At 61.3% G+C, this 25,288-nt stretch carries 22 protein-coding genes and 1 pseudogene; 15 read left to right on the forward strand and 8 right to left on the reverse strand.

The genetic code is table 11. The features are described 5' to 3' along the window. The first annotated feature begins 49 nt into the window (after nt 1–49). From RVM27_RS06635 to RVM27_RS06650, 4 genes are read left to right on the forward strand one after another with little or no spacing between them, the layout of a single operon-like run. Entirely contained in the window at nt 50–643 is a 594-nt protein-coding gene (locus RVM27_RS06635; RefSeq protein ID WP_144984243.1) for a YggT family protein, read from the forward strand. A gap of 55 nt (nt 644–698) precedes the next feature. Next, on the forward strand, nt 699–1,895 hold the full coding sequence (gene metX / locus RVM27_RS06640) for a homoserine O-acetyltransferase (RefSeq protein WP_498957624.1): 1,197 nt from the start codon (nt 699–701) through the stop codon (nt 1,893–1,895). Beyond that, entirely contained in the window at nt 1,895–2,494 is a 600-nt protein-coding gene (gene metW, locus RVM27_RS06645) for a methionine biosynthesis protein MetW (RefSeq protein ID WP_287806512.1), read from the forward strand. The genes metX and metW overlap by 1 nt, the downstream gene beginning before the upstream one ends. A 12-nt stretch (nt 2,495–2,506) precedes the next feature. Beyond that, on the forward strand, nt 2,507–2,968 hold the full coding sequence (locus RVM27_RS06650; protein ID WP_287806511.1) for a DUF4426 domain-containing protein: 462 nt from the start codon (nt 2,507–2,509) through the stop codon (nt 2,966–2,968). Here the strand turns inward: RVM27_RS06650 and sfsA are convergent. Further along, complete coding sequence (gene sfsA, locus RVM27_RS06655; RefSeq protein WP_287806508.1) at nt 2,965–3,693, reverse strand: DNA/RNA nuclease SfsA; 729 nt, start codon at nt 3,691–3,693, stop codon at nt 2,965–2,967. The genes RVM27_RS06650 and sfsA overlap by 4 nt on opposite strands. Further along, a pseudogene (locus tag RVM27_RS06660) lies at nt 3,690–4,855 on the reverse strand (aminotransferase class I/II-fold pyridoxal phosphate-dependent enzyme). Before RVM27_RS06660 ends, sfsA begins: the two are co-directional and overlap by 4 nt. 201 nt (nt 4,856–5,056) lie before the next feature. Here RVM27_RS06660 and dksA point away from each other — a divergent pair. The 11 genes from dksA to RVM27_RS06715 all read left to right on the forward strand — a co-directional run bounded on the left by dksA (nt 5,057) and on the right by RVM27_RS06715 (nt 17,347). Continuing rightward, nucleotides 5,057–5,494: an RNA polymerase-binding protein DksA gene (gene dksA / locus RVM27_RS06665; protein WP_016915941.1), complete on the forward strand. Its 438-nt coding sequence runs from the start codon at nt 5,057–5,059 to the stop codon at nt 5,492–5,494. A 120-nt stretch (nt 5,495–5,614) separates the two neighbouring features. Beyond that, nucleotides 5,615–6,514: a glutamyl-Q tRNA(Asp) synthetase gene (gene gluQRS / locus RVM27_RS06670; protein ID WP_498957625.1), complete on the forward strand. Its 900-nt coding sequence runs from the start codon at nt 5,615–5,617 to the stop codon at nt 6,512–6,514. 1 nt (nt 6,515) lies between these two features. Beyond that, entirely contained in the window at nt 6,516–6,692 is a 177-nt protein-coding gene (locus RVM27_RS06675) for a hypothetical protein (protein ID WP_016915939.1), read from the forward strand. Then, nucleotides 6,682–9,627, forward strand: coding sequence for an ATP-binding protein (locus tag RVM27_RS06680; RefSeq protein ID WP_498957626.1), 2,946 nt, complete (start codon nt 6,682–6,684; stop codon nt 9,625–9,627). Before RVM27_RS06675 ends, RVM27_RS06680 begins: the two co-directional genes overlap by 11 nt. Continuing rightward, nucleotides 9,605–10,990, forward strand: coding sequence for a sigma-54-dependent transcriptional regulator (locus tag RVM27_RS06685; protein ID WP_287806497.1), 1,386 nt, complete (start codon nt 9,605–9,607; stop codon nt 10,988–10,990). The genes RVM27_RS06680 and RVM27_RS06685 overlap by 23 nt, the downstream gene beginning before the upstream one ends. Nucleotides 10,991–11,810: 820 nt before the next feature. After that, nucleotides 11,811–13,196 carry a polynucleotide adenylyltransferase PcnB gene (gene pcnB / locus RVM27_RS06690; RefSeq protein ID WP_287806494.1) on the forward strand — a complete coding sequence of 462 codons (1,386 nt, stop codon included), beginning with the start codon at nt 11,811–11,813 and terminating at the stop codon, nt 13,194–13,196. After that, nucleotides 13,193–13,717 carry a 2-amino-4-hydroxy-6-hydroxymethyldihydropteridine diphosphokinase gene (gene folK, locus RVM27_RS06695; protein ID WP_498957627.1) on the forward strand — a complete coding sequence of 175 codons (525 nt, stop codon included), beginning with the start codon at nt 13,193–13,195 and terminating at the stop codon, nt 13,715–13,717. The genes pcnB and folK overlap by 4 nt, the downstream gene beginning before the upstream one ends. 154 nt (nt 13,718–13,871) lie before the next feature. Next, complete coding sequence (panB, locus tag RVM27_RS06700; RefSeq protein WP_062360564.1) at nt 13,872–14,663, forward strand: 3-methyl-2-oxobutanoate hydroxymethyltransferase; 792 nt, start codon at nt 13,872–13,874, stop codon at nt 14,661–14,663. Nucleotides 14,664–14,684: 21 nt separating this feature from the next. Further along, a complete protein-coding gene (gene panC, locus RVM27_RS06705) occupies nt 14,685–15,545 on the forward strand; it encodes a pantoate--beta-alanine ligase (protein ID WP_137094227.1) in 861 nt (286 codons plus the stop codon). A 33-nt stretch (nt 15,546–15,578) separates the two neighbouring features. After that, complete coding sequence (gene panD / locus RVM27_RS06710; protein ID WP_009723730.1) at nt 15,579–15,959, forward strand: aspartate 1-decarboxylase; 381 nt, start codon at nt 15,579–15,581, stop codon at nt 15,957–15,959. 209 nt (nt 15,960–16,168) lie between these two features. Further along, the gene (locus RVM27_RS06715) at nt 16,169–17,347 is read left to right on the forward strand and encodes an acetyl-CoA C-acetyltransferase (protein ID WP_044629480.1); all 1,179 of its coding nucleotides are present in this window, start codon (nt 16,169–16,171) and stop codon (nt 17,345–17,347) included. Between the two features lie 74 nt (nt 17,348–17,421). Here the strand turns inward: RVM27_RS06715 and RVM27_RS06720 are convergent, their stop codons facing one another. From RVM27_RS06720 to infB, 6 genes are all read right to left on the reverse strand, one after another. Next, nucleotides 17,422–18,591, reverse strand: a complete 1,170-nt coding sequence (locus RVM27_RS06720; protein WP_058578291.1) for an MFS transporter — start codon at nt 18,589–18,591, stop codon at nt 17,422–17,424. A gap of 89 nt (nt 18,592–18,680) precedes the next feature. Further along, entirely contained in the window at nt 18,681–20,846 is a 2,166-nt protein-coding gene (gene pnp / locus RVM27_RS06725) for a polyribonucleotide nucleotidyltransferase (RefSeq protein WP_498957628.1), read from the reverse strand. A gap of 137 nt (nt 20,847–20,983) precedes the next feature. Continuing rightward, the gene (gene rpsO, locus RVM27_RS06730; RefSeq protein ID WP_009723734.1) at nt 20,984–21,253 is read right to left on the reverse strand and encodes a 30S ribosomal protein S15; all 270 of its coding nucleotides are present in this window, start codon (nt 21,251–21,253) and stop codon (nt 20,984–20,986) included. A 117-nt stretch (nt 21,254–21,370) separates the two neighbouring features. Continuing rightward, entirely contained in the window at nt 21,371–22,291 is a 921-nt protein-coding gene (truB, locus tag RVM27_RS06735) for a tRNA pseudouridine synthase B (RefSeq protein WP_498957629.1), read from the reverse strand. Beyond that, on the reverse strand, nt 22,291–22,704 hold the full coding sequence (rbfA, locus tag RVM27_RS06740) for a ribosome-binding factor A (protein ID WP_498957630.1): 414 nt from the start codon (nt 22,702–22,704) through the stop codon (nt 22,291–22,293). The genes truB and rbfA overlap by 1 nt, the downstream gene beginning before the upstream one ends. A 19-nt stretch (nt 22,705–22,723) precedes the next feature. Next, nucleotides 22,724–25,264 carry a translation initiation factor IF-2 gene (infB, locus tag RVM27_RS06745; protein WP_287806474.1) on the reverse strand — a complete coding sequence of 847 codons (2,541 nt, stop codon included), beginning with the start codon at nt 25,262–25,264 and terminating at the stop codon, nt 22,724–22,726. Between the last annotated feature and the right edge of the window lie 24 nt (nt 25,265–25,288).

Genomic DNA, 25,288 nt, shown 5'->3' on the forward strand with positions numbered 1-25,288 from the left:
TTTAGCGTTTATTTTGCACACCAATACCAAGATCGAAGGAGAGGCAGCAATGGGAAGCCAACTGGGCAGCGCGGGGCTAATGCTCGTCAACACACTGATCAATATCTATCTGTTTCTGTTGATGCTGCGTTTCTTGCTGCAGGCGTCACGGGCCGATTACTACAACCCCCTGAGCCAGTCGGTGGTCAAGATCACCCAGCCGGTGGTAGGGCTGTTCCAGGGCTTCCTGGGCCCCGTGGCAGGTCGCTTCGACCTGGCCACCCTTGCGGCAGGGTTCGTCTTGAAGGTCGTCAGCATCGTGGCCATCTTCATGGTCATTGGTCTGGGCATGCCGCCGATTCCCGGCCTGTTGATTGCCGGGGTAGCGGCCCTGGCCAATGCCATCCTGAAGATTTACTTCTTTGCCATGATCGTCATGATCATCCTGAGCTGGGTGGCCCCCAATGCCAGTCATCCAGGCGCGCTGCTGGTCATGCAGCTGGTAGAGCCCATCATGGCTCCCGTGCGCAAGGTCATCCCGCCGCTGGGCATGATCGACCTGTCGCCCATCGTGGTGTTCATCGCCATCAACCTGGTCGATGGGCTGGTGGTTGGCGCGCTGATCCGCGCGGCGGGAATCTCGGGCGCGCTGGTCGGCCTCTGAGGCTGGTCGTCGCGTCTTTTTGAGCAGGATCCATTTTGCAGGACTAGCGCTTTCGATGCCTGATTCAGACACTCTTGCTTTTGCTGACCGGCCAGCGGACTCCGTGGGTCTGGTCACACCACACGTTGCCAAATTTGATACGCCGCTACCGCTTGCCTGCGGCAAGACGCTGCCGGAATACGAGCTGATCTATGAAACCTACGGCACGCTCAACGCCGAGCGCTCCAACGCGGTACTGATCTGTCACGCGCTCTCCGGCCACCACCATGCGGCGGGCTACCACTCTGCCGAGGACCGCAAGCCCGGCTGGTGGGATGCCCATATCGGCCCGGGCAAATCCATCGACACCGACCGTTTCTTCGTGGTGTCGCTGAACAACCTGGGCGGCTGCCACGGCAGTACCGGCCCCGTCAGCCATAACCCAGACACCGGCCGCCAGTGGGGGCCCGACTTCCCCGTGATCACGGTCAACGACTGGGTGGCCAGCCAGGCACGCCTGGCCGACCACCTGGGCATCGTGCGCTGGGCTGCGGCCGTGGGTGGCAGCCTGGGCGGCATGCAGGTACTGCAGTGGAGCATCACGTACCCGGAGCGGGTGGCCAATGCGGTCATCATTGCCGCCACGCCACGCCTGTCGGCCCAGAACATCGCCTTCAACGAGGTGGCTCGTCAGGCCATTCGCTCCGACCCGGAGTTCTTCGATGGATGGTACGCAGAGCACGACACGGTGCCCAGGCGGGGCCTGAAGCTGGCGCGGATGGTCGGTCATATCACTTACCTCTCCGAAGACGCCATGGGCAGCAAGTTTGGCCGCGACCTGCGCAGCGACGACCTGAATTTCGGCTTCGATGTCGAGTTCCAGGTGGAGTCCTACCTGCGTTATCAGGGCGATACCTTCTCCACCGCCTTCGATGCCAATACCTATCTGCTGATGACCAAGGCGCTGGACTACTTCGACCCTGCCGCCAGCCACGGGGGCGACCTTGCCCAGGCGCTGGCCCCGGCCCAATGCCCTTTCCTGATCGTCAGCTTCACCACCGACTGGCGCTTCCCACCCTCGCGTTCCCGTGAGCTGGTGGATGCCCTGACCCAGGCGGGCAAATCGGTCAGCTATGCCAATATCGACTCCCCTCACGGCCACGACGCCTTCCTGCTGCCTGAACCCCGCTACCACGCGCTGTTCAGTGCCTTCATGGGCCGCGTCGCTCGCGAGCTGAAGATCGACGCCGTCGCCAAGAAGGAGGCTCGTTAATGCGCACCGATCTGGAATTGATCTATGACTGGGTGCCCCACGGCGCCCGTATCCTCGACCTGGCCTGCGGCGACGGCGCGCTGCTGGAGCGGCTGGCCAACGAGAAACAGGTCTCCGGTTACGGGCTGGAGATCGACCCGGAGGGCATCACCCAGTGTGTGGCCAAGGGGGTCAGCGTGATCGAACACAACCTCGACGACGGCCTGGCCAGCTTCGGCGACAACAGCTACGACCAGGTCATCATGACGCAGGCCTTGCAGGCACTGCGCCGCCCGGACAAGATGCTCGATGAGATGCTGCGGGTGGCGGAGGAAGGCATCATTACCTTCCCCAACTTTGCCTACTGGCGTCACCGCGTCCACCTGGGGGTGCGCGGTTACATGCCGGTATCGAAGTCGCTGCCCCACGCCTGGTACGACACGCCCAACATTCACCTGTCGACCTTCAATGACTTCGAGCATCTCTGTGGCGAGAAGGGGCTGGTGATCGTGGACCGCGCCGTGGGCGTGGGCGACTACAAAGGGCACTGGACATCCAAATGGTGGCCGAATCTGTTTGGCGAAATTGCCATTTTCAGGGTTCGCCGCCGCCCATCGTAGAGGAGAACCGCCATGGCGATGGCAAGACTGCGCCGCAGCCTCGCGCTGCTGACACTATTGGGTCTGCTGCTGATGTCGACCCAGGCCACGGCAGAACAGTGGGTCGAGGTGGGCGATTATGAAATTCACTACAGCGCCATCGCCACGCGGCACCTGAGCCAGGAAGTCGCTCAAGCCCACCGTATCCAGCGCAGCGCCGGGCACGGGCTGGTCAACGTGGCCGTGCGCCAGCGCCAGCCCGATGGCACGACGCGCCCGGTCATGGCCAACGTCCAAGGCAGCGTCGGAGGACTGAATGACGCCGGGGAGTCTCTCGGCTTTCGCAATGTCCGCGACGGCGATGCCACCTACCACATTGCGCTGTTCACCCTGCGCCATGACGAACCCATGCGCTTCGACCTGGAAGTGCGCCACGACCGCAATGCGCCCCCGCAGCCGGTCAGCTTTATCCAGCGTTTCTATATCGAGCGTTAGGCCCGCAACGTCAGCGCCCGGTTCAAACGTGCAGTGAACGGCGCTGCGTCGCGCCACTCGAGACGAATGCCGTAGGCCAGCACATCGACGCCCGCCGCCATGGCCTCGGCCAACGCGGTCGCGTAAACGGGGTCGATGTGGGCCGCTGGAGCCACGTCCTCGATCCCTTCATGAGCGACGCAAAACAGCAGCACCGCCCGCTTGCCCTGCTGGGCCAGCGCCGTCAGGTGGTGCAAGTGCCGCGTGCCACGCTCACTGACCGAATCCGGGAAATAGCCGTGGCCATCGTCCTCCTTGAGCGTTACCTGCTTGACCTCGACATAGGCCGTCCCCTTCACCGGGTCGTCGAGGCGAAAATCGAGCCGCGCATCGGCTACTTTCACCTCACGCTTCAGCGTGGCGTAGCCTGCCAGAGGGGGGATGTCTCCCGCCTGTATGGCCGACTCGACCAACCGATTGGCCCGCCCGGTGTGCACCGAGGCCAGCGCCAGCGTGCCGTCCGGCTGGGGCAGCGCAATCCACTCCCAGGTCCAGGCCAGCTTGCGTTTGGGGTTGTCGCTGGGCGATAGCCATACCCGAGCCCCCGGCACGTTGACCGCCTTCATTGAACCGGTATTGGGGCAGTGCGCCACCACCTCTTCGCCGCTGTCCAGCCGCACATCGGCCAGAAAACGCTTGTAGCGGCGCAGCAGCGTACCCGGCACCAGCGTGGGGTAGTGCATCATAAGCGACCTACGAAGCGGGCCAGGCGCTCCATGGCTTCCTGAAGCCTGGGCACTTCATTGGTGAACGCGATTCGCACATGGTGCTCTCCGCCCTGGACGGCAAAGTCGATCCCCGGAGTGATGGCCACGTTCTCCTCTAGCAGCAGGCGTTCGCAAAAGGCCTGGCTGTCGCGGCTGTAGCGAGAAATATCCAACCATACATAAAACGCCCCCTGGGGTGGCAGGTCCGGCGCCAGCCCCAACGCCGCCAGGCCATCCAGCAACACCTGACGCCGCTGCTTGAGGGTGGCCCGACGGGTTTCGAGAATATCGCGACACTCCGGCGTGAAGGCCGCCAGCGCCGCGTACTGTGAGGGCGTCGGCGCAGCCAGAAACACGTTCTGCGCCAGCCGCGTGAGTGGCTCGACCGCCTGCTCGGGCGCCACCAGCCACCCCAGCCGCCAGCCCGTCATGCCGAAGTACTTGGAAAAGCTGTTCACCACAAACGCATTCTCCGACAGCGACAGAGCCGACAGCGGGGCATCGTCGTAATTCAACCCCTGATAGATTTCGTCGACGATGAGATCGCCTCCCTTGGCGGCCACCGTCTGCATGACCTCCCTTAGTGCGGTAGCGCCGAGCGTATGCCCGGTGGGGTTGGAAGGCGTGGCCAGCATCGCCAGCCGCGTATCGGGCTGCCAGTGACGTTCGACCAGCGGTGCGGTCAGCTGCCAGCCGCTGTCACGGCCCACCGGTACGCTGTCGATCTGGGCACCGGCCAGCGCCATGAAGTGGCGATTGCACGGGTAATTGGGGTCGGCCATCAGCACGCGCTGACCGCTTTCCACCAGCAGCTGGCTGGCCAGCAGCAGGGCACCGGACGCGCCGGGGGTCACCAGAATCCGCGCCGGGTCCACCGTTGCCCCAAAGTGCTGGGCATAATGGTCGGCAATCGCTTCACGCAGTGAGGTGAGGCCAGCCCCGCCGCCGGTGTATAGCGTGTACGGCCTTCCGCCAGCGCCTGCTGCCCTGCCGCCACGATGGGGGCTGGCGTGGCAAAATCGGGTTCTCCTACCTCCAGGTGGATGACATCATGACCCGCCGCCTCACGCGCCTGCGCCATTTCCAATAAGTGCATCACGCGAAAAGGTGCGACGTGTTCCACACGCGTATTCCAGGCCATAACGGTTCCTTTTCCTAGCAGTAGTCAAAACATGACCCATGGCGTACAAGATGTAGGACCATGGTCGAAAACGCACTATTATGCTTGCATCGCAGCTAATTTTCAGCTAAACAAGCACCCCTTTGGCGTGCGATCGTGACACACGCACATGGTCGATCAGCAGTCACAACGTTCAGTAGTCATAACGTAAGGGGCACTCCCATGCCAGTAGCGGAAAAGAAATCGGAAGCGTCCAAGTCCTTCATCCCGTACGAGCCGGCACCGGGTGAAGAGTATATGAACGAGAAGCAGCTCGCGCACTTCCGCCAGCTGCTTCTGGACTGGAAACAGGACCTCATGGAAGAGGTGGATCGTACCGTACGCCACCTGCAGGAAGACGCCAATAACTACGCCGACCCCGCCGACCGCGCGACCCAGGAAGAAGGCTTCAGCCTGGAATTGCGTACTCGGGATCGTGAGCGCAAGTTGCTGAAAAAGATCAACGAAACCATCGAAAAGATCGATGAAGACGACTATGGCTTCTGCGAGGCCTGCGGGGTCGAGATCGGTATTCGCCGCCTCGAAGCACGCCCGACGGCCACGCTGTGCGTCGACTGCAAAACGCTGGCCGAGCTGAAAGAGAAGCAGCTGGGCGGTTGACACCGCGGCCACCGCAACATGAGTGACGGCCGCTGACGGGCACCCTTGAGGTGCCCGTTTTTGTTTGTCATCTTGTGTCTTTCCATACTTGTGCTCTTTGATTGCCAGAAACGGGTTGCCATGACCGCTACCGCTTCCTATCGCGGGCGTTTTGCCCCTACGCCCTCCGGCCCTTTGCATCTTGGCTCACTGGTGGCCGCCCTGGGTAGCTATCTGGACGCCCGTGCCGCCGGTGGCCAATGGCTGGTGCGCATAGAAGACATCGACCCGCCACGCTGCCCAGACGGCGCCGACCGCACTATCCTGCAGCAGCTGGAAAGGTTCGGCTTGTATTGGGACGAAGCGGTCTGCTGGCAGCACACCCGCTCAGACGCCTATCAGCGGGCGCTGGAGGAGCTGATCACCCAGCGCCTCGCCTACCCCTGCAGCTGTTCGAGAAAGCAGTGGCAGGATTTCGACGTCTATCCTGGCTGGTGCCGAGACGGCGTGCGCGACGCGACCAAACCTATTGCCTGGCGGCTGCGCAGCGACCTCGGCCAGCGCCCTGTCGTCTGGCAGGACCGCCTGTTTGGTCGCCAGCAGTTCGACCCGGCGACGCTGGGCGACGTGGTGCTCAAGCGTAAGGATACCTTGTGGGCCTATCAGCTGGCGGTCGTGGTCGATGATGCAGACCAGGCCATCACCGATATCGTGCGCGGCTACGACCTGCTCGACAACACCCCCTGGCAGCGCCAGCTGCAAGCGGCACTGGGCTATGCCACGCCGCGCTACCTGCACCTGCCGCTGGTGGTATCTGCGGATGGTCAGAAGCTCTCCAAGCAGAACCTGGCCCCGCCGCTGGCCGAGGCACCAGACGCCGTGCGCCGCCAGCTGCACCAGGCGCTCACGCTGCTCGACCAGGCGCCCCCGGCAACCCTGGCAAGCGAGCCCGTCGACACTCAACTGCAGTGGGCCATTGCCCACTGGTCGCCCAAGCGCCTGACGCCCCACGCCTACCGGCCCACGCCCGAGGAGCCCTGACATGTACGTTTACCGCATCATGCTGTTTCTGGTGTTTGGCGGCTATCTGCTGTCGCCTCTGTTCATGAACGGCTGGGGCGACCCGGACACGGCCTGGTATCGCCCTTTCGCCATCTGGGGTGGCCTGATCGCCCTGACCCTTTGGCTCGAACAGAAGAGGAAGCTGGATGAGCGTTGAGCTAGCGGGGGTTGCCCTGCTGGGCCTGGGCTATCTTGGCCTGCTGCTGGCCTGCGGCATGGCCGTCGAGCGCGGCTGGGTACCTATTCGGGTCACTCGTCACCCCATGGTCTACACCCTGGCGCTAGGGGTCTATGCCAGCGCCTGGGCGGTCTACGGCAGCGTCGAGATGGCTTCCAAGGCCGGTTTCGGCTACCTGGCCTACTACCTGGGCGCGGCCGGTGCCTTCTTGCTGGCACCGGTACTGCTGGTGCCCATCCAGCGTATCACCCGCACTTACCAGCTCTCCTCTCTGGCCGACCTGTTTGCGTTCCGCTATCGGTCACGCTGGGCCGGTACGCTGGTCACGCTGCTGAGCCTGGCGGCCGTCCTGCCCTTGCTGGGCATTCAGGTACAGACTCTCAGCGACACCATTGCGCTGCTCTCGGGCAGCCATTACAGCGGGGCCGTCACGCTGCTGCTCTGTGCCACTATCGCTGCCTGCGCGGTGCGGTTTGGCGCCCGCCACAGCCACCGCCAGCGCCACGATACGCTGCTGACCGTGATTGCCTTCGAATCGGTGATCAAGCTGCTGGCCATGCTGGGACTTGGCGTGATTGCGCTGTGGTGGGTGTTCGATGGCCCCCTGGACCTGCAGCGCTGGCTGGAAGGCCCGGGGGCCGCCGTGCAGGCCGCTACCCCGCAGCTGGACGCGCCCCAATGGAGAACCCTGCTGCTGCTGTTTTTTGCCGCCGCCTTCCTGATGCCGCACCTGTTTCAGATCACCTTCGCCGAAAGCCTCTCACGGCACACCCTGCTTCAGGCCAGCTGGTCACTGCCGCTGTTCCTGCTGCTGATGGCGCTGCCCGTCCCGCTGATCTTATGGGCAGCCCAATCGACCCAGCCCGACGTTCCCGTCGCGGCCTACGCCGCCTATCTGATGACCGAGCACTGGTGGGTCGGTGCGCTGGCCTTCATCGGCGGCCTGGCCGCAGCCAGCGGCACCATGATGATGATTGCGCTGGCGCTGTCGGGCATGGTGCTGAATCACCTGGTGCTCGTAGCCCGGCCGCCGGAAGCACGCAGCGACCTCTATGGCTGGCTGCTGTGGCTACGTCGCGCGCTGGTGGTCGCGGTGATTGCCGGTGGCTGGCTGTTCGCCGAAAGCCTGGGCCGCTATCACTCCCTCACCAGCCTGGGGCTGGCCGCCTTCGTGGGCATGGCCCAGTGCCTGCCGGGCATGCTGGCACTGCTCTACTGGCCCGGCGCCAATCGCAAGGGCACCCTGGCGGGATTGGTCGGCGGTATCGTCATCTGGCTGTGGGGGCTTTGGCTGCCCCTGCTGCTCAACACCCCGCTGCCCGCCCTGCCCTTCACTCCGCTGATGAGCGCCGATGACCCTGCCTGGTTCAGCGTCACGCTGGTCTCGCTGGCCATCAATATCGTTCTGCTGATGGTGGTATCGCTGTTCACGCGCATGTCCGAAGGCGAAAGCTCGTCTGCCGAGGCCTGCTCGGTGGACGCGGTCATCCGTTCCAAGCGCCTGCCGCTGGAGGCCGCCACCGCCGGTGATTTCACCGCGCACCTGGCCCAGGCGCTGGGCGAGGAAGCCGCTGGCCGTGAGGTCAGTCGCGCCCTGAAGGCGCTCAACCTGACACTCCAGGAGCGCCGCCCCTACGCACTGCGCCGCCTGCGTGATCGTATCCAGGCCAACTTGTCCGGGCTCATGGGGCCTTCGGTGGCGCGCGACATCGTGGACCGCTACCTGCCCTATCGCCACGACGATGCGCCGGTCACCGACGACATTCACTTCGTCGAAAGCCGCCTGGAAGCCTATCGTTCACGGCTGACCGGGCTGGCCCGCGAACTGGACGGTCTGCGCCGCCACCACCGCCAGACGCTGGCGTATCTCCCCGTCGGGCTTTGCGTACTGGGTGACGACGACGAACTCCTGATGTGGAATCAGGCGCTGTCGCAGCTCTCGGGTATCAGTGGGGACAGCGTGATCGGCTCACGCCGCGACAGCCTGCCCGCACCCTGGCCGGAACTACTGGGCAGCGTACTGGAAGCAGACCAGACCCCGCTTTACAAACAGGCCGTCTCGCTGCACGGCAGGGATTACTTTCTCACCCTGCATAAAGCGGTTCTGAGTGGCCATGACAGCCGTGGCGGCAGCGTGGTGCTGGTCGAAGACCACACCGAAATGAAGTGGCTGGAAGAGGAACTCGTGCACGCCGCGCGGCTGGCCTCGATTGGCCAACTGGCCGCCGGCGTGGCCCATGAAATCGGCAATCCGATTACCGGCATCTCATCGCTGGCCCAAAACCTGCGCTACGACACCGAAGACCCAGCACTGCTGGAAACCGCCGACCAGATCCAACAGCTGACCCAGCGCGTAACCCGCATCGTCAACTCGCTGGTCGGCTTTGCCCATGGCGGCCGAGCGGCCCTGCCTCAGCCCGCCGCCCCGGTCGCCCTGGCCAGCGTCAGCGACGATGCCTTGCACTTGATCCACCTGGCCCGCTCAGGGGAGGATGTGCGCTTTACCAATGCGTGCGCGGATGACATTGTGGTGCGTGGTGACGCCCAGCGACTGACCCAGGTGATGGTCAACCTGCTGAGCAATGCCAAGGATGCCTGTGCCCCGCAAGGCAGCGTGGTGATCGAGGCTGGCCACCAGGCCAACCACGCCTGGTGGCGAGTGACCGACGACGGTCACGGCATCGACGACAGCGTCAAACACCGGCTGTTCGAACCGTTCACCACCACGAAGCCGGCAGGCGAAGGTACCGGGCTTGGGTTATCGTTGGCGTATCAAATCATCAATGAGCACCAAGGCAACATAGAAGTGGCTTCGCCACCTCCCGGACAGCCTCGCGGCACGGCCATCACGCTATGGCTCCCGCTTTACCGACAGGATGATCACTTGCCCCATGCCCCGGATACTGATTGTTGAAGATGAAGCGATTATTCGCAGCGCCCTCAAGCGCCTGCTGGAGCGTCATGACTATCGCGTCAGCGAGGCCGCCAGCGTCGAGGAAGCCCGCGAGCTCCCCCCCAGCGACTTCGATCTGGTGATCAGCGATCTGCGCCTGCCGGGGGAGCCGGGCACGACGCTGATCGCCCTGGCCGCCCCGGCCCCAGTGCTCATCATGACCAGCTATGCCAGCATGCGCTCGGCGGTGGATGCCTTGAAGCAGGGCGCCGTGGATTACGTGGCCAAGCCCTTTGACCATACCGAACTGCTGGAAACCGTCGAGCGCATTCTGCACAAGCAATCCATGCAGCAGGGTACTCCCCCGGACATCACCGACGATGGCGGTGACAGGCAGACGATGATCGGTGATTGCAACGCCATTCAGCAGGTCTATACGCGCATTCGCAAAACGGCGCCCGCCGATGTCACCGTGCTGATCCAGGGCGAGTCCGGCACCGGCAAGGAGCTGGTCGCCCGCGCCATTCATCAACAAAGCAAGCGTGCCAAGGCACCGTTGATCTGCGTGAACTGCGCGGCGATCCCCGAAACGCTGATCGAGTCCGAGCTGTTTGGCCATGAAAAGGGAGCCTTTACCGGCGCCAGCGCCGCCCGCACCGGCTTGGTGGAAGCCGCGGACGGCGGCACGCTGTTTCTGGATGAAATTGGTGAACTGCCGCTGGACGCCCAGGCCAGGCTCTTGCGGGTGCTGCAAGAGGGCGAAATCCGCAAGATTGGCTCGGTCGAAACACGCCACGTGGATGTGCGCCTGATTGCTGCCACCCACAGGGACCTGCGCGCCCTCTCCAAGAGCGGCGAATTTCGGCTCGACCTCTACTACCGCCTGAACGTCATGCAGATCGCGCTGCCGCCGCTGCGGGAGCGCGAGGATGACGTGCTGAAGATTGCCGACATTCTGCTGGAGAAAGCTTGCAAGCGACATGAGCGGCCGGGGCTGCGGCTTTCACGGGCGGCACGCCAGGACCTGCGCGACTACCCATGGCCCGGTAACGTCCGCGAGCTTGAAAATGCCCTGGAGCGCGGTGTCATTCTGGCCGAGGGGCATCTGATCCACCCTGACGACCTGGGTCTTGGTCCAGTGACCAATCGCCCGGCGCCGCCCCCCACCGCCAGCGTCACACCCACGGCTCCTGCCAGCGACGGTGAACCGGAACCCAACGAGGACGACCTCTCTCTGGAGGACTATTTTCAGCACTTCGTGCTGGAGCATCAGGACCAGATGAGCGAAACGGAGCTGGCACAGAAGCTGGGCATCAGCCGCAAGAACCTCTGGGAAAGGCGTCAACGGCTAGGGATTCCCCGTAAAAAAACGACACGCCGATAAACTTAAGTCGATAATAAGACTAACGTCCAATAGATTGATTTGCATAAGAATTACCCAAAAACCGTTACCCCTTCACTGTTACCTTCCCACACAACGACTCGGCAAAAAGGGTAATTTCGGGGTAACACTTCCTGTGCGGATAAGTTCCCCGACCCGCCTGAAAATTGCCAAGTTCATGAAAACCAAAAGTTATCTGATAGGTGGCACAGCGAGTGCAATATTACTCAGCAAGAAGAACAAACTGGGCCACGCGGCAGTCGCCAACAAAAACAACATGACGCCGCCCCGACCTGAGCCACAACAAGAACAACAGGGCCAGGCAGAGATAACGGTACTAACAAGAACAACAGGCTTGAGTCTCACTACTTGTAAGCACAGGGTTTGCAAACACGGCGCAGCCCCTGATGCGACAACAAAAACAACAGCAATCTACAAGTGCCCAAAAAGGACGCGACGTACACAACAAGCTGCATCCAAACAACAATAACAGCAGCATAGGTGTACACCCCCGGAGCCAATAACAACTCGCCGGGAGAGAAAAGTTCGCGGTTGGATTATTGTTTTGAATACGAGGCGGTCGGAATCAGAGTGGTTCTTACGCCTACCGACTGCGGTGCGTATTCAGGGCGATGTGCCATCATGAATAAAAACAGCAGCATGGATGCTGATTGTCTGCTTAGTAGGGGGAGGCTCATGTAGCCTCCCCTTTCCGCATTTGTCACCTGTTACCATCCAAACGCCGCCTCGGCGCTTTGCAAGCTATCGGGGGTCGGATACACTCAACGCCTTGATCGATACCCCTGCGAGTCGATATCGCCGCATGTTTAAAGGATTTACCCGTTTATTACATAGTCCGGGAGAGCACTTGAAATCACTGCTCGATTCCCCAGTGAGCGCTGACAACGCGCTCAGCCCACGCATTATTCCGCGCTCCGAGCACCCCGTTTCTCGTCAGCAAATCAGTGAAGCCGCGCTGAAGGTGCTCTATCGCCTCAATGGTGCTGGCTACGATGCCTACCTGGTGGGTGGCTGCATTCGTGATGCGCTGCTGGGCAAGATGCCCAAGGATTTCGACGTGGCCACCAACGCCACGCCGGAGCAGGTGCGCGACCTGTTTCGCAACTCACGTCTGATCGGCCGTCGCTTCCGTATCGTGCATGTGCGCTTTGGTCGTGAGGTCATCGAGGTGACTACCTTCCGCGGCAAGCCGCAGGACGAGCACGGCGATCACATTGCCCATCAGTCCGACGATGGCTTGCTGCTGCGCGACAACGTATGGGGCAGTATCGAGGAGGATGCGCTACGGCGTGACTTCACGGTCAATGCGCTCTATTACAACATTGCCGACTTCACCATTCACGACTTCGCCAACGGCGCGCAGGACATCGATTCACGCACTCTGCGCCTGATCGGAGACCCTGCCACGCGCTATCGGGAAGACCCGGTGCGCATGCTGCGGGCGGTGCGCTTTGCTGCCAAGCTCGACTTCACCATCGAACCGGCCACCGAAGCGCCAATGTACGACCTGGCGCCGCTGCTGCTGAACATTCCTCCGGCACGCTTGTTCGACGAAGTGCTCAAGCTGTTCATGTCCGGCCATGGGCTGATTACCTTCCGCCTGCTGAGCCACTACAACCTGTTCGGCATGCTCTTCCCGGAAGCCGAAGAGGCCATGGCCGATGCCGCCTGGGCAGAGGAGTTGATCGAGCAGGCGCTGATCAATACCGACAAGCGCATTGCCGAAGACCGCCCGGTCACACCGGCCTTTTTGCTGGCGGCGTTCCTCTGGGCACCGGTGGTACATCGCCAGGCAGAGCTAGAACGCGAGGGCATGCCTTCAGTACCCGCACTGCAAACCGCCGCCCAGCAGGTCGTTTCTCGTCAGTTGCAGCATACGTCGATTCCCAAGCGCTTCGGTATTCCCATGCGGGAAATCTGGGAGCTGCAATCGCGCCTGCCCATGCGGCGGGGCAAGCGCGCCTTCCAGACCCGTGAGCATCCACGTTTTCGGGCAGCCTACGACCTGCTGTTGCTCCGTGAGCAGGCGGGCGAGATCCCGCGTGGTCTGGGCGACTGGTGGACGGCCTTCCAAAAAGGGGACGAGCACGAACAGCTGCGCCTGCTGCAAAAAGTCGGCAGCGACCCGGCAAGCCAGGGCGACCGGCGGCGCAAGAAAAAGCGTAAATCTCGCAAGGGCGAAGCGTGAGCCCGGTACGCGCTTATATTGGCCTGGGCAGCAATCTGGACGACCCCAAGGGGCAGCTCACTCGGGCCCTGGAGGCGCTGGCCGAGCTGCCCCTGTGCCAGATGCTGGGCCACTCTTCGCTTTACGCCACCTCGCCGATAGGCCCCCAGGACCAGCCTGACTTCATCAATGCCGTAGCCTGCCTGGAAACCCGCCTCTCGCCGCTGGCTCTGCTGGATCAGCTACAGGCGCTCGAGCAGCGCCATCGGCGGCGGCGCTTGCGCCACTGGGGCCCCCGCACCCTGGACCTGGACCTGCTGCTCTATGGGTCACAGCAGTGCCAGTGGCCGCGCCTGACCGTGCCCCATGCACAGATGCACCTGCGCGCCTTCGTACTGGTGCCACTGGCGGAGCTTGCCGGCACGCTGGAGCAACCACTCACCTTGCATGGGCAGCCGCTCGATCACTGGGCATCGCCCCTCCCGCTGGACGACATCCGCCGCTTACCCAACACGGCCACCCTCTCGACTGCTACCATCTGACACAAATCTCGACACCACGCCCCCAATCAGGTAACAATTGCCGGTTACGCCACATCGCGCAGGCAGGGACGCTGCGATAATAATGGCCGAGCAAAGCAGGCGTGTCACACCCCCCTGCCGCATCGGCCCCATAAAGATTGAATGAGAGCACGCCATGAAAACCGTCACCCTGAGCACTCTGCAGGCGTATAAGCGCGCCGGTGAAACGTTCAGTTGCCTGACTGCTTACGATGCCTCCTTTGCCCATGCCGCTAGCGCGGCAGGTATTGATGTCCTACTGGTAGGCGACTCCCTGGGCATGGTTCTGCAAGGCCATAGCAGCACCCTCCCTGTGACCATCGACGACATCTGCTACCACACCCGCTGTGCAGCACGTGGCAAAGGCCACAGCCTGCTAATGGTCGACCTGCCGTTTATGAGCAACGCCACCACCGAACGCCTGCTGGAAGATGGCGCGGCACTCATGCGCGCAGGTGCGGAGCTGGTGAAGGTAGAGGGCGAGGCGTGGATGGCCGACGGCATACGCGAACTGACGCGCCGTGGCGTACCGGTGTGCGCCCACTTAGGCTTAACGCCGCAAACCGTTTACCAGTTGGGCGGTTATAAAGTGCAGGGCCGCGAGGCCGAGCAGGCAGAAAAAATCATTAATGATGCCAAAGTGCTGGTCGAGGCGGGAGCGTCGGTCATCCTATTAGAGTGCGTGCCCGCTAGCCTTGGCAAAGCGGTTACCGACGCCCTCGATGTCCCAGTCATCGGTATTGGCGCAGGCCCGGATACCGACGGCCAGATTCTGGTAATGCACGACGTGCTGGGCGTTACCCATGGCCGCACACCGCGTTTTGTGAAGAACTTTATGGCGGACGCACACTCTATTCAAGGTGCGTTTGAGCAGTACCATGAAGCGGTCAAAACCCGCACGTTTCCCGCTCTGGAACACTGTTTTTAAGTGAGTGACAGCGAATCCCCTATGCGCACTTTGCGAGATATTAACGAGCTACGCGCCACTCTGCGCGACTATCGCCTAAAGGGCCAGCGCATTGCGCTGGTGCCTACCATGGGCAACCTGCACGCTGGGCATTTGGCACTCATTGCGACCGCCCGCCAGCATGCAGATGTGGTCGTCTCCAGTCTGTTTGTTAACCCAATGCAGTTTGGCCCTGGCGAAGATTTAGACGCCTACCCGCGCACGTTTGAAGCTGACCAGCGCCAGCTCACCGAAGCAGGCTGTGATCTGCTGTTTGCCCCGACAGTGAGCGCCCTTTACCCCAACGGCTTGGATGCGCAAACCCGTGTTCACGTGCCCGAGGTCGGCGAAGGGCTTTGCGGTGGCTCACGCCCTGGGCATTTTGACGGTGTCTCCACCGTAGTGAGCATGCTGTTTAACCTAGTGCAGCCAGATGTCGCTTGCTTTGGTGAAAAGGACTACCAGCAGCTGGCGGTGATCCGCAAGCTGGTGGCCGACCTGCACATGCCCATCGAGATTATTGGCGTGCCGATTGTGCGCGCCGACGATGGCTTGGCGCTCTCCTCACGTAATGGCTACCTCAGCGAGCAGGAGCGCGCCATAGCGCCCACGCTCTACCGTACGCTGTGCGAGCTACGTGATGCGCTGGCCCAAGGCGAATCCGCCGAACAGGTACTACAACGGGGTAAAACCGCGCTGTATGATGCCGGTTTTACGCCGGACTATCTTGAGCTGCGGGATGCCACCCTAAAACCTGTGGCGGCCTCCACGCGCCATGCCGTGCTCTTAGCCGCCGCCAAGCTCGGCCCAGCCCGGCTTATCGACAATCTCAGCGTGCAGCTTCCTAGCGCTGCCACTGACTAGCCCGTCAGGCTAGCTCTTTACCCAGGAGTTTCTATGCATACCATTATGCTCAAAGCCAAGCTGCACATGGCCCGCGTTACCCACGCCGTTCTCAATTACGAAGGCTCGTGCGCCATCGACGGCGAACTGCTGGATATGGCCGGTATCCGCGAAAATGAACAGATTCAGATTTATAACGTGGAGAACGGCGAGCGCTTCACCACTTATGCCATTCGTGGCGAAGAGGGGTCACGTTTGATCTCGATCAACGGCGCAGCGGCGCATCTGGCCTCGCCAGGGCACCGCATCATTATTTGCAGCTACGCCCACTACTCAGAAGCCGAACTTGAAAACCATCAGCCTGCGCTGGTGTACCTCCAAGAAGGCAACCACGTTAGCCATACCAGCAACGCCATTCCGGTCCAATTGGCATAAGCTAATCACCTGAGAATGCGTTATTTAATGGGCCGTTGATCGGCCCGTTTTTATTTGCCAAAAAAGCGTATTGCCGCAATGCACAACCTTCCCCTATGCTGATAGCCAAGCCTGTCAATACACGCTAATAACGATGTTAATAACAACGGATAGGCAGCGACGTCTATCTGCCATAGGAACGATGCAACACTTACTCAAGGAGTCATCGTATGCAAGACGTGGTCATTGTGGCGGCACGCCGCACCGCCGTAGGTAGCTTTGGTGGATCACTCGCTGGTATTCCTGCCAGCGACCTGGGCGCACTAGTGATTAAAGATATTATGGCTTCCACTGGGGTGGCTCCTGCGCAAATCGATGAAGTGCTACTGGGCCAAGTGCTCACCGCAGGCGTTGGCCAAAACCCGGCGCGCCAAGCAGCCATCAAGGCAGGCCTGCCAGACACCGTACCGGCCATGACGATCAACAAAGTGTGTGGCTCTGGCCTCAAAGCGCTGCACCTGGCGACTCAAGCCATCCGCTGCGGCGATGCCGAGATCGTGCTGGCCGGTGGTCAGGAGAACATGTCCGCCTCTCCCCATATTCTGCCGAACTCGCGCAACGGCCAGCGCATGGGCGACTGGAAGGCTATCGACTCCATGGTGCACGATGGCTTGTGGGATGCGTTCAATAACTACCACATGGGCATCACGGCCGAGAACCTGGCAGAGAAGTACGGTATCACGCGAGAAGCCATGGACGAATTTGCCGCCGCTTCCCAGCAAAAAGCTGCTGCCGCCATCAAAGAGGGCAAATTCAAAAGCCAGATTGTCCCGGTCGAGGTGCCGCAGCGTAAAGGCGACCCGGTGGTCTTCGATACCGACGAAAACCCTCGTGAAGTCACGGCAGACAAGCTGGCCGGGATGCGTCCTGCGTTCAAGAAAGACGGCACCGTGACGGCGGGTAACGCCTCGTCGCTGAACGACGGCGCGGCCGTGGTTATGCTCTGCTCGGCGGAAAAAGCCAAAGAGCTTGGCCTGGAGCCCCTAGCCCGCATTGCCGCCTACTCCAACGCAGGCGTCGACCCGGCCATCATGGGGATCGGGCCGGCCCCCGCCACCCGTCGCTGCCTAGAAAAAGCGGGCTGGAGCTTGGATGACCTGGACCTCGTTGAAGCCAACGAAGCCTTCGCTGCTCAAGCGCTGTCGGTCAATAAAGAGCTGGGCTGGGACACGTCGAAGGTGAACGTCAACGGCGGCGCCATCGCGCTAGGTCACCCTATTGGTGCGTCGGGCTGCCGCGTGCTGGTGACACTGCTCCACGAAATGATCGCCCGCGATGCCAAAAAAGGCTTGGCGACGCTATGTATTGGCGGTGGCCAAGGGGTTGCACTGGCGATTGAGCGTCCGTAACACCTCTTAAGCGGAACGTAGAGAGAGTGCCCCCGCCACGCGGGGGCATTTTTTTCACTGGTCTTGCCAAGCCATTAGCGACGCTTCTCCCCCACAATGCGCGAGGGTGTGCGCCATACCAATAGCATCCCCAGCAGGAACAGCCCCGAGGCAACCCACATCGCCACCGGTAGGCTGGTGCCATCGACCACTTGCCCCCCGACCATGGCCCCCAGGCCAATCGACATGTTGAACACGAACGCCATTAACGCCGTGGCGGCTTCCGTATTGGGCGCCGTGCGTAGTATCCATGTCTGAATACTCACTGATACGCTGCCAAATACAGCACCCCACAGCATTAACAGCAGCACGCCACTGGTCGGCTCTACGCCTACCACCGGGAAGATCGCCACGACTACCAGCAGTAGGCTGGGAATCGCGAGCACCGCACGGTACGGGTGACGGCCAGCAAACATTCCTGCAACGATATTGCCCAAAATCCCCGACGCACCGTACAGCAGCAGCAGGCTTCCGACATGGCGCTGCGCGACCCCGCTGATCTCTTGCAAAATGGGACTAATGAAGGTGTAGGCCGCAAAGTGACCCACCACAACAAACCCCGTGGTCAACACGGCTACCCGCACGCCACGATTCTTTAGCTGTTGCGCCAGCACCCGAAGCCGCACCGGCTCTCGGGGCGGCAGTGGCGGTAGCCAGCGCCAAAGCGCCAACGCCGTGAGCAAACTCAAGCCCCCCAAGGCACCAAAGGCCACGCGCCAGTTACTGATATCACCCAGCAGCGTGCCCAACGGTACGCCGAGCACCGAGGCCGCCGCCACGCCGCCAAAAATGATGGTCATGGCCCGCGACACCTGATCGCTAGGCACCAGACGTGGCGCAATACTGCCCGCAATGGCCCAAAAACCGCCGATACTGATCCCCACCAACACTCGCGCCGCCAACAGTAGGGCAAAGTTGCTGGCCATGGCGGAGAGCACGCTGCCCAGCACCATCACTGCCATCATCAGCGTCAGCATGATACGGCGATCGAGACGCCCTACCGCCACCGGTAGCAGCGGCGCTGAAAACGCCGCCACGACGCCGGGCACCGTCACCATCAACCCTGCCATACCTGGGGTCACGCCCATCGATTCTGCCACCTGAGAGAGCAAACCGATGGGTAGTTGCTCTGCGGTCACCAACAAAAAAATGCCGATCATCACGGCCACCACCGCCCACCAACGCGGCGATTCCTGCTGCTCCATGCTATGTCCTCACATTCCTGACCTATCAAAACGACACCGCCCCCACAGCCAAGGGCTGCGGGGGCGGTAAATCCTACGCTGAGCACTCGTTAGCTAGCGACGTCCGCCTCGGCAGCTTCAAACGCTGCTTTCTCTTCTTCGGTGATCTCTTTGATCGAGAGCTTCACGCGGTTGCGGTTGTCGATATCCAACACCTTCACGATGACATCGTCGCCTTCGTTCAGGAAGTCGCGCACGTTATTGACGCGCTCCTGGACGATTTGCGAGATGTGCACCAGGCCATCGGTTCCCGGCATGATGTTCACGAACGCACCAAAGTCGGCGATACGTACGACCTTGCCTTTGTACAGCTTGCCGATTTCCGCTTCGGCGGTGATCGCCAGTACGGTATCGATCGCTTTCTTGGCAGCGGCTTTGTCTTCGGCGTAGATGCGAACGGTGCCATCGTCATCAAGATCGATCGATGCGCCGGTGTCTTCGCAAATCTTACGAATGGTGGCGCCGCCCTTGCCGATGACGTCGCGAATCTTGTCCGGATCGATTTTGATCGTCGCCATGGAAGGGGCGTTTTCCGACACCTCGTTACGGCTCTGGCTGATCACGGCGTTCATCTGCGCCAGGATACCGATGCGCGCATCGTGGGCCTGTTGCAGCGCAGTCTCCATGATCTCTTCGTTGATGCCCTCGATCTTGATGTCCATCTGCAGGGCAGTGACGCCCTCTTCAGAACCGGCCACTTTGAAGTCCATGTCACCCAGGTGGTCTTCGTCACCCAGGATATCGGTCAGCACCGCGTAGCCGTCTTCGTCTTTGACGAGGCCCATGGCAATACCCGCTACCGGGGCTTTCAGCGGAACGCCCGCATCCATCAACGCCAGCGAGGAGCCGCACACGGACGCCATGGAGCTAGAGCCATTGGATTCGGTGATTTCCGACACCACACGGATGGTGTAGGGGAACTCTTCTTCGGATGGCAGCATCGCTTGGACACCGCGACGCGCCAAACGGCCGTGGCCGATTTCACGGCGCTTTGGGCCACCCATGAAGCCCGCTTCACCCACCGAGTAGGGAGGGAAGTTGTAGTGCAGCATGAAGCGGTCTTTACGCTCGCCTTCCAGCGACTCGATGAGCTGCGAATCGCGCAGCGTGCCGAGTGTTGCGACCGCAATGGCCTGGGTCTCACCACGGGTGAAGATGGCTGAGCCGTGAGTTTTCGGCAGCACGCCGACTTCGATGTTCAGCGGACGCACGGTGACGTTGTCGCGGCCATCGATACGCGGCTCGCCCTTGACCACGCGGGAGCGCACCACACGCTTCTCAAGCGCTGCGAACGCGCCTTTCACGTCATCCTTGCTGAACTTGCCTTCCGCTTCCTCTTCGCCTTCGGCAGCCGCTAACTGTTCGACGGCCGCGTCTTTCAGCGCTGCGAGTGCATCTTGGCGCTGCATTTTATCGGTGATGCGGTACGCCTCACCCACTTTGGCTTCAAAGGCATCGGCCATGGCCGTTTTCAAGGCAACGTTTTCTGCCGGCGCCTGCCACTCCCAGCGCGGCTTACCAGCGTCGGCAGTCAATTCTTTAATGGCGTCGATCGCGACTTGCATCTCCTGGTGGCCAAACAGTACGGCACCCAGCATTTCGTCTTCGAGCAACTCTTGCGCTTCGGACTCCACCATCAGCACGGCGTTTTCGGTACCGGCCACCACCATGTCCAGCTCGGAGGTGGTCAGCTCTTCGACGGTGGGGTTCAGGAAGTAGCCCTGCTCTTCGTTGAAGCCAACGCGCGCAGCGCCAATCGGGCCATTGAACGGAACGCCTGAGATGCTCAGCGCTGCCGAGGTGCCCAGCATGGCCGCAATATCCGGGTCATGGTTGCGGTCAGTCGACAGAACGGTACAGATCACCTGCACTTCGTTCATGAAGCCCTTGGGGAACAGCGGGCGAATGGGGCGGTCGATCAGCCGTGACGTGAGGGTCTCTTTCTCGGTAGGGCGACCTTCACGCTTGAAGAAGCCGCCAGGAATCTTGCCGACCGCGTAGGTCTTTTCCTGGTAGTGCACCGAAAGCGGGAAGAAGGATTGGGCGGGATTGACGTCTTTCTTCGCCACCACCGTACACAGGACGACGGTGTCGTCCATGGTGACCATCACGGCACCAGTGGCTTGGCGAGCGATACGCCCAGTTTCGAGGGTGACGGTGCTGCGACCGTATTGGAACGTTTTTTTGACCGGATTCACGGCTACTTCCTTTAACATTAATAGCTACTTGTCTTTTCGCTTGGGTCGTTTGACTCGCCACCATTCTAGGCGTTGAGGCGCCGTACGGCTACCAGAAACAAAAAAACGGGCAGCTCACAAGGAGCTGCCCGTTTCGAATCATGGCCGTTAAGAACTTAGCGGCGCAGACCCAGACGCTGAATCAGAGACTGATAGCGTTCGAAATCTTTACGCTTCAGGTAGTCCAGCAGCTTACGACGCTGGTTTACCATGCGGATCAGACCACGACGAGAGTGGTGATCCTGCTTGTTGGTCTTGAAGTGGTCCTGCAGGCCGTTGATGTTGGCGCTCAGCAGTGCAACCTGAACTTCAGGGGAACCGGTATCGTTATCGCCGCGGCCGTATTCGTTGACGATCTCGGCCTTTTTCTCAGCGGTTAATGCCATCTGTCTCTCCAGTAAGCAATATGCCTAAAAATGAATGGGTGAGACCACGCATATTTGCAGTCTCAGGCGACCATTTTCGCGCAAATCGCCACATCCTTGCAACGTTTTACCGCGATATTACGAACGAGCGACCGTGCTTAACAGCCGCCTGGGGGCCACTTCCTGCGGCCCTTTTACAACGCCAAGGCCGATAAACGTCTCGGCGTGATAAAGTCGTGCCAACGCATCGGGTGCCAATTCATCGACGGTGAGCTCGGCTGACTGTCCGTGGGCCAGTCGGCCAAACGAGGTGTCATCGACGTTCAGCGATGGCAGATGGTCGACCAGCACATCCACGGGCATGAGTTCGGCTTCGCGGTCGGCTTGGCTAGCCAGTGCTTCCAACGCCTCGAGTGTCCACATCGCGTCGCCATCGAACGGCCCGGTTTTGAGTCGCCGTAGCTGACTGATGTGGGCACCACAGCCCAGGGCGTGACCGATGTCTTCGGCCAAGGTACGGATATACGTGCCTTTGCTACAGCTGACTTCCAGCTCGAACGCCGTGCCTTCGAACGCCAGCAGGCGCGCATCATACACGCTAACCCGCCGCGCTGCACGTTCAACCTGTTTGCCCTCACGCGCCAGCTCGTAGAGCTTTTTGCCCTGGTGCTTCAACGCCGAATACATGGGCGGCACCTGGTCGATCTCGCCACGAAAGCGGACCAGCACGGCCTCCACATCCTCGGCGGTGAGGCTTGGCACCTCACGCCGCTCGATGACGTTACCCTCGGCATCACCGGTGTCGGTGATCACGCCCAGTTCGACCCGGGTGCGATACATCTTGTCGGCTTCCAGCAGGTGTGCGGAAAACTTGGTGGCTTCCCCCAGGCAAATGGGCAGCAGGCCCGTTGCCATGGGGTCCAGCGTGCCGGTATGCCCGGCTTTCTGCGCCTCGAACAGACGGCGCACACGCTGGAGTGCATGGTTGCTGGAAATGCCCTTGGGCTTGTCCAGCAGCACCACGCCATTCACCGGTAATCCGCGACGGCGACGAGCCATTAGCGCGTCTCCTCACCCTGGGCGTCGGTGTCGTTCTCGTCATCTGATTGGCGGGCACGGTCGGTAGAGACCGCTTCGTCGATCAGCGATGAGAGGTGCTGGCCGCGCACCACACTTTCATCGAAATGAAAGCGCAGTTCGGGTACGTGACGCAGCTTGATGCGCTGGGCGATTTGGCTTCTCAGAAACCCTGCTGCACGTTTCAGTACCTGCAGGTTCTCCTTGATACGCTCGGGATCCTGTTCACCCAGCAGGGTGACGTAGATATCGGCGTAGCCAAGGTCACGACTAACGGTGGCCCCGCTCACCGTGACCATGCCCAAGCGCGGATCTTTCACTTCGCGTTGGATCAGTACCGCCAGCTCCTTTTGGAGCTGGTCGGCTACTCGGTCGGTACGCTTGAATTCGCGCATGATTGCTCCTCGCGCGGCCTTACAGGCTGCGCTCGACCTTCACTTGGTCAAAGACTTCGATCTTGTCGCCGACCTGGACATCGTTGTAGTTCTTCACGCCGATGCCACACTCCATGCCGTTACGCACTTCTTGCACGTCGTCTTTGAAGCGGCGCAGCGATTCGAGTTCGCCTTCGTAGATGACCACGTTGTCACGCAGAACGCGGATACGCTTGCTGCGGGAAACCGTGCCTTCGACGACCATACAGCCGGCCACCGCACCGATCTTCGGCGCGCGGAAGACGTCGCGTACTTCGGCCACACCCACGATCTCTTCTTTCCACTCGGGGGCAAGCATACCGCTCATCGCCTGCTTGACCTCATCGATCAGCTGGTAGATGACGCTGTAGTAGCGCAGATCCAGGCCTTCACGCTCGATGATCTCACGGGCTGCGGCATCGGCACGTACGTTGAAGCCGACCACGATGGCTTCAGACGCCAGCGCCAGGTTGGCGTCGGTTCCGGTGATACCACCCACGCCGGAGGAGACCACCGCCACTTGCACTTCGTCGGTGGAGAGCTCTTCCAGAGCGCCCTTGATGGCTTCCAGTGAACCCTGAACGTCGGCTTTGAGGACGATGTTGACCTTGGCCACTTCGTCTTGGCCCATCTGGCTGAACATGTTCTCCAGCTTGGCCTTCTGCTGACGCGCCAGGCGTACTTCGCGGTATTTACCCTGACGGAAGTTGGCCACTTCGCGGGCTTTCTTCTCGTCGGCCACGACCATGAAGTCGTCACCCGCATCCGGCGTGCCGTCGAGACCCTGGATCTCGACCGGCATGGCGGGGCCAGCGGTATCGACCTGTTGACCCAGCTCATTGGTCAGCGCACGAACGCGACCATAGTGCAGGCCTGCCAGCACGATATCACCCTTCTTCAGCGTACCGTTCTGAACCAGCACGGTAGCCACCGGGCCACGGCCTTTGTCCAGGCGAGACTCGACAACGACACCTTTGCCAGGCGCCGACGGAACGGCCGTCAGCTCAAGCACTTCGGAGGCCAGCTGGATCGCTTCCAGCAGGTCTTCCATGCCTTCGCCGGTTTTGGCGGACACGTGAACAAACTGAGTGTCACCGCCCCACTCTTCGGAGATCACGCCGTGCTGTGACAGCTCGTTACGAATGCGGTCGAAGTCCGCGCCCGTTTTATCGATCTTGTTCACCGCCACGACCATGGGCACTTCAGCCGCTTTGGAGTGCTCGATCGCTTCAACGGTTTGCGGCATCACGCCATCGTCGGCAGCCACGACCAGGATGACCACGTCGGTGGCTTTGGCACCACGAGCACGCATGGCGGTAAACGCCGCGTGACCGGGGGTATCCAGGAAGGTAACGCCGCCGTGGTTGTCTTCCACGTGGTAAGCACCGATGTGCTGGGTAATACCGCCCGCTTCGCCAGTGGCGACCTTGGCACGACGGATGTAGTCCAGCAGCGAGGTCTTGCCGTGGTCAACGTGACCCATGACCGTCACGACGGGTGAGCGGGTGATCTCTTCGCCTTCGTAGGAGATGCCTTCCAGCATTTCCGTTTCCAGCGCGTCGTCCTTCACCAGCTTGACCTTGTGGCCCATCTCTTCCACGACGATCGCCGCAGTATCCTGGTCGATGGTCTGGTTGATGGTCACCGCCGCGCCCATGGTGAACATGGCCTTGATGACTTCGTTGGCCTTGATCGACATCTTGTCGGCCAGCTCGGCCACGCTGATCGATTCAGGGATCGAGACTTCACGCACGATCGGCTGAGTCGGCTTCTGGAAGCCGTGCTTGCCGTTGCCGCTCTGGCTTGCGCCGCCACGACGGCCACCACGGCGCTCGGCACGCTTGACCTTCTTGCCGCCACCGCCACGCTTGCGCTCTTCGCGATCACCGCGATCGTCGTCATCGTCGCGGCCTTTTTTCTTGGCAGCCGTCTTCTTGGGCGGTGCCGTGCGACGGTCGGTACGGCCTTCCTTCGGCGGTGCAGGCGGCAGGTCTTCACCCGTCGGTGCATCGTCGATTTCCAGGTCAGGCACGTCGATGTCCGGCACTTCTGCCGCCTTGGCCTTGGCTTGCTCTTCCGTCGCCTTGCGTGCAGCGTCTTCAGCCGCCTTGGCTTTTGCGGCTACGGCTTTCTCTTCTGCCGCCTGGGCTTCCTGCGCCTTGCGCTCGGCTTCCGCTTCGGCCATGTCGCCTACCAGCTGGCGCGGGCCAGAGTGCTGGGGCTCGGCAGCCTTGGGCTTCTCTTCTTCACGCTTGACGTAGGTCTTCTTCTTGCGCACCTGAACTTCGATGGTTTTACCGCGCTCGCCGGTCTTGATGCGGCTACGGGTTTTACGCGTCAGGGTGATGCGGTTCTTGCTCGGCTCGTTGTCGCTGCCGCCGTGGCTCTTCTTCAGAAAGCTCAGCAGCGTCTGCTTGTCTTCTTCAGATACGGCGTCGCTTTCCGAGGCGTGCTGCAAACCGGCTTCTTTCATCTGTTCCAATAGGCGGGGCACATCGCGGCCCACCTTCACTGCAAAATCTTTAACTGTCATATCCGACATAGTGACCCTCCTCAGCCCGTGACC

The organism is Halomonas sp. KM007, from assembly GCF_050709225.1.
GTDB lineage: Bacteria > Pseudomonadota > Gammaproteobacteria > Pseudomonadales > Halomonadaceae > Vreelandella > Vreelandella hamiltonii.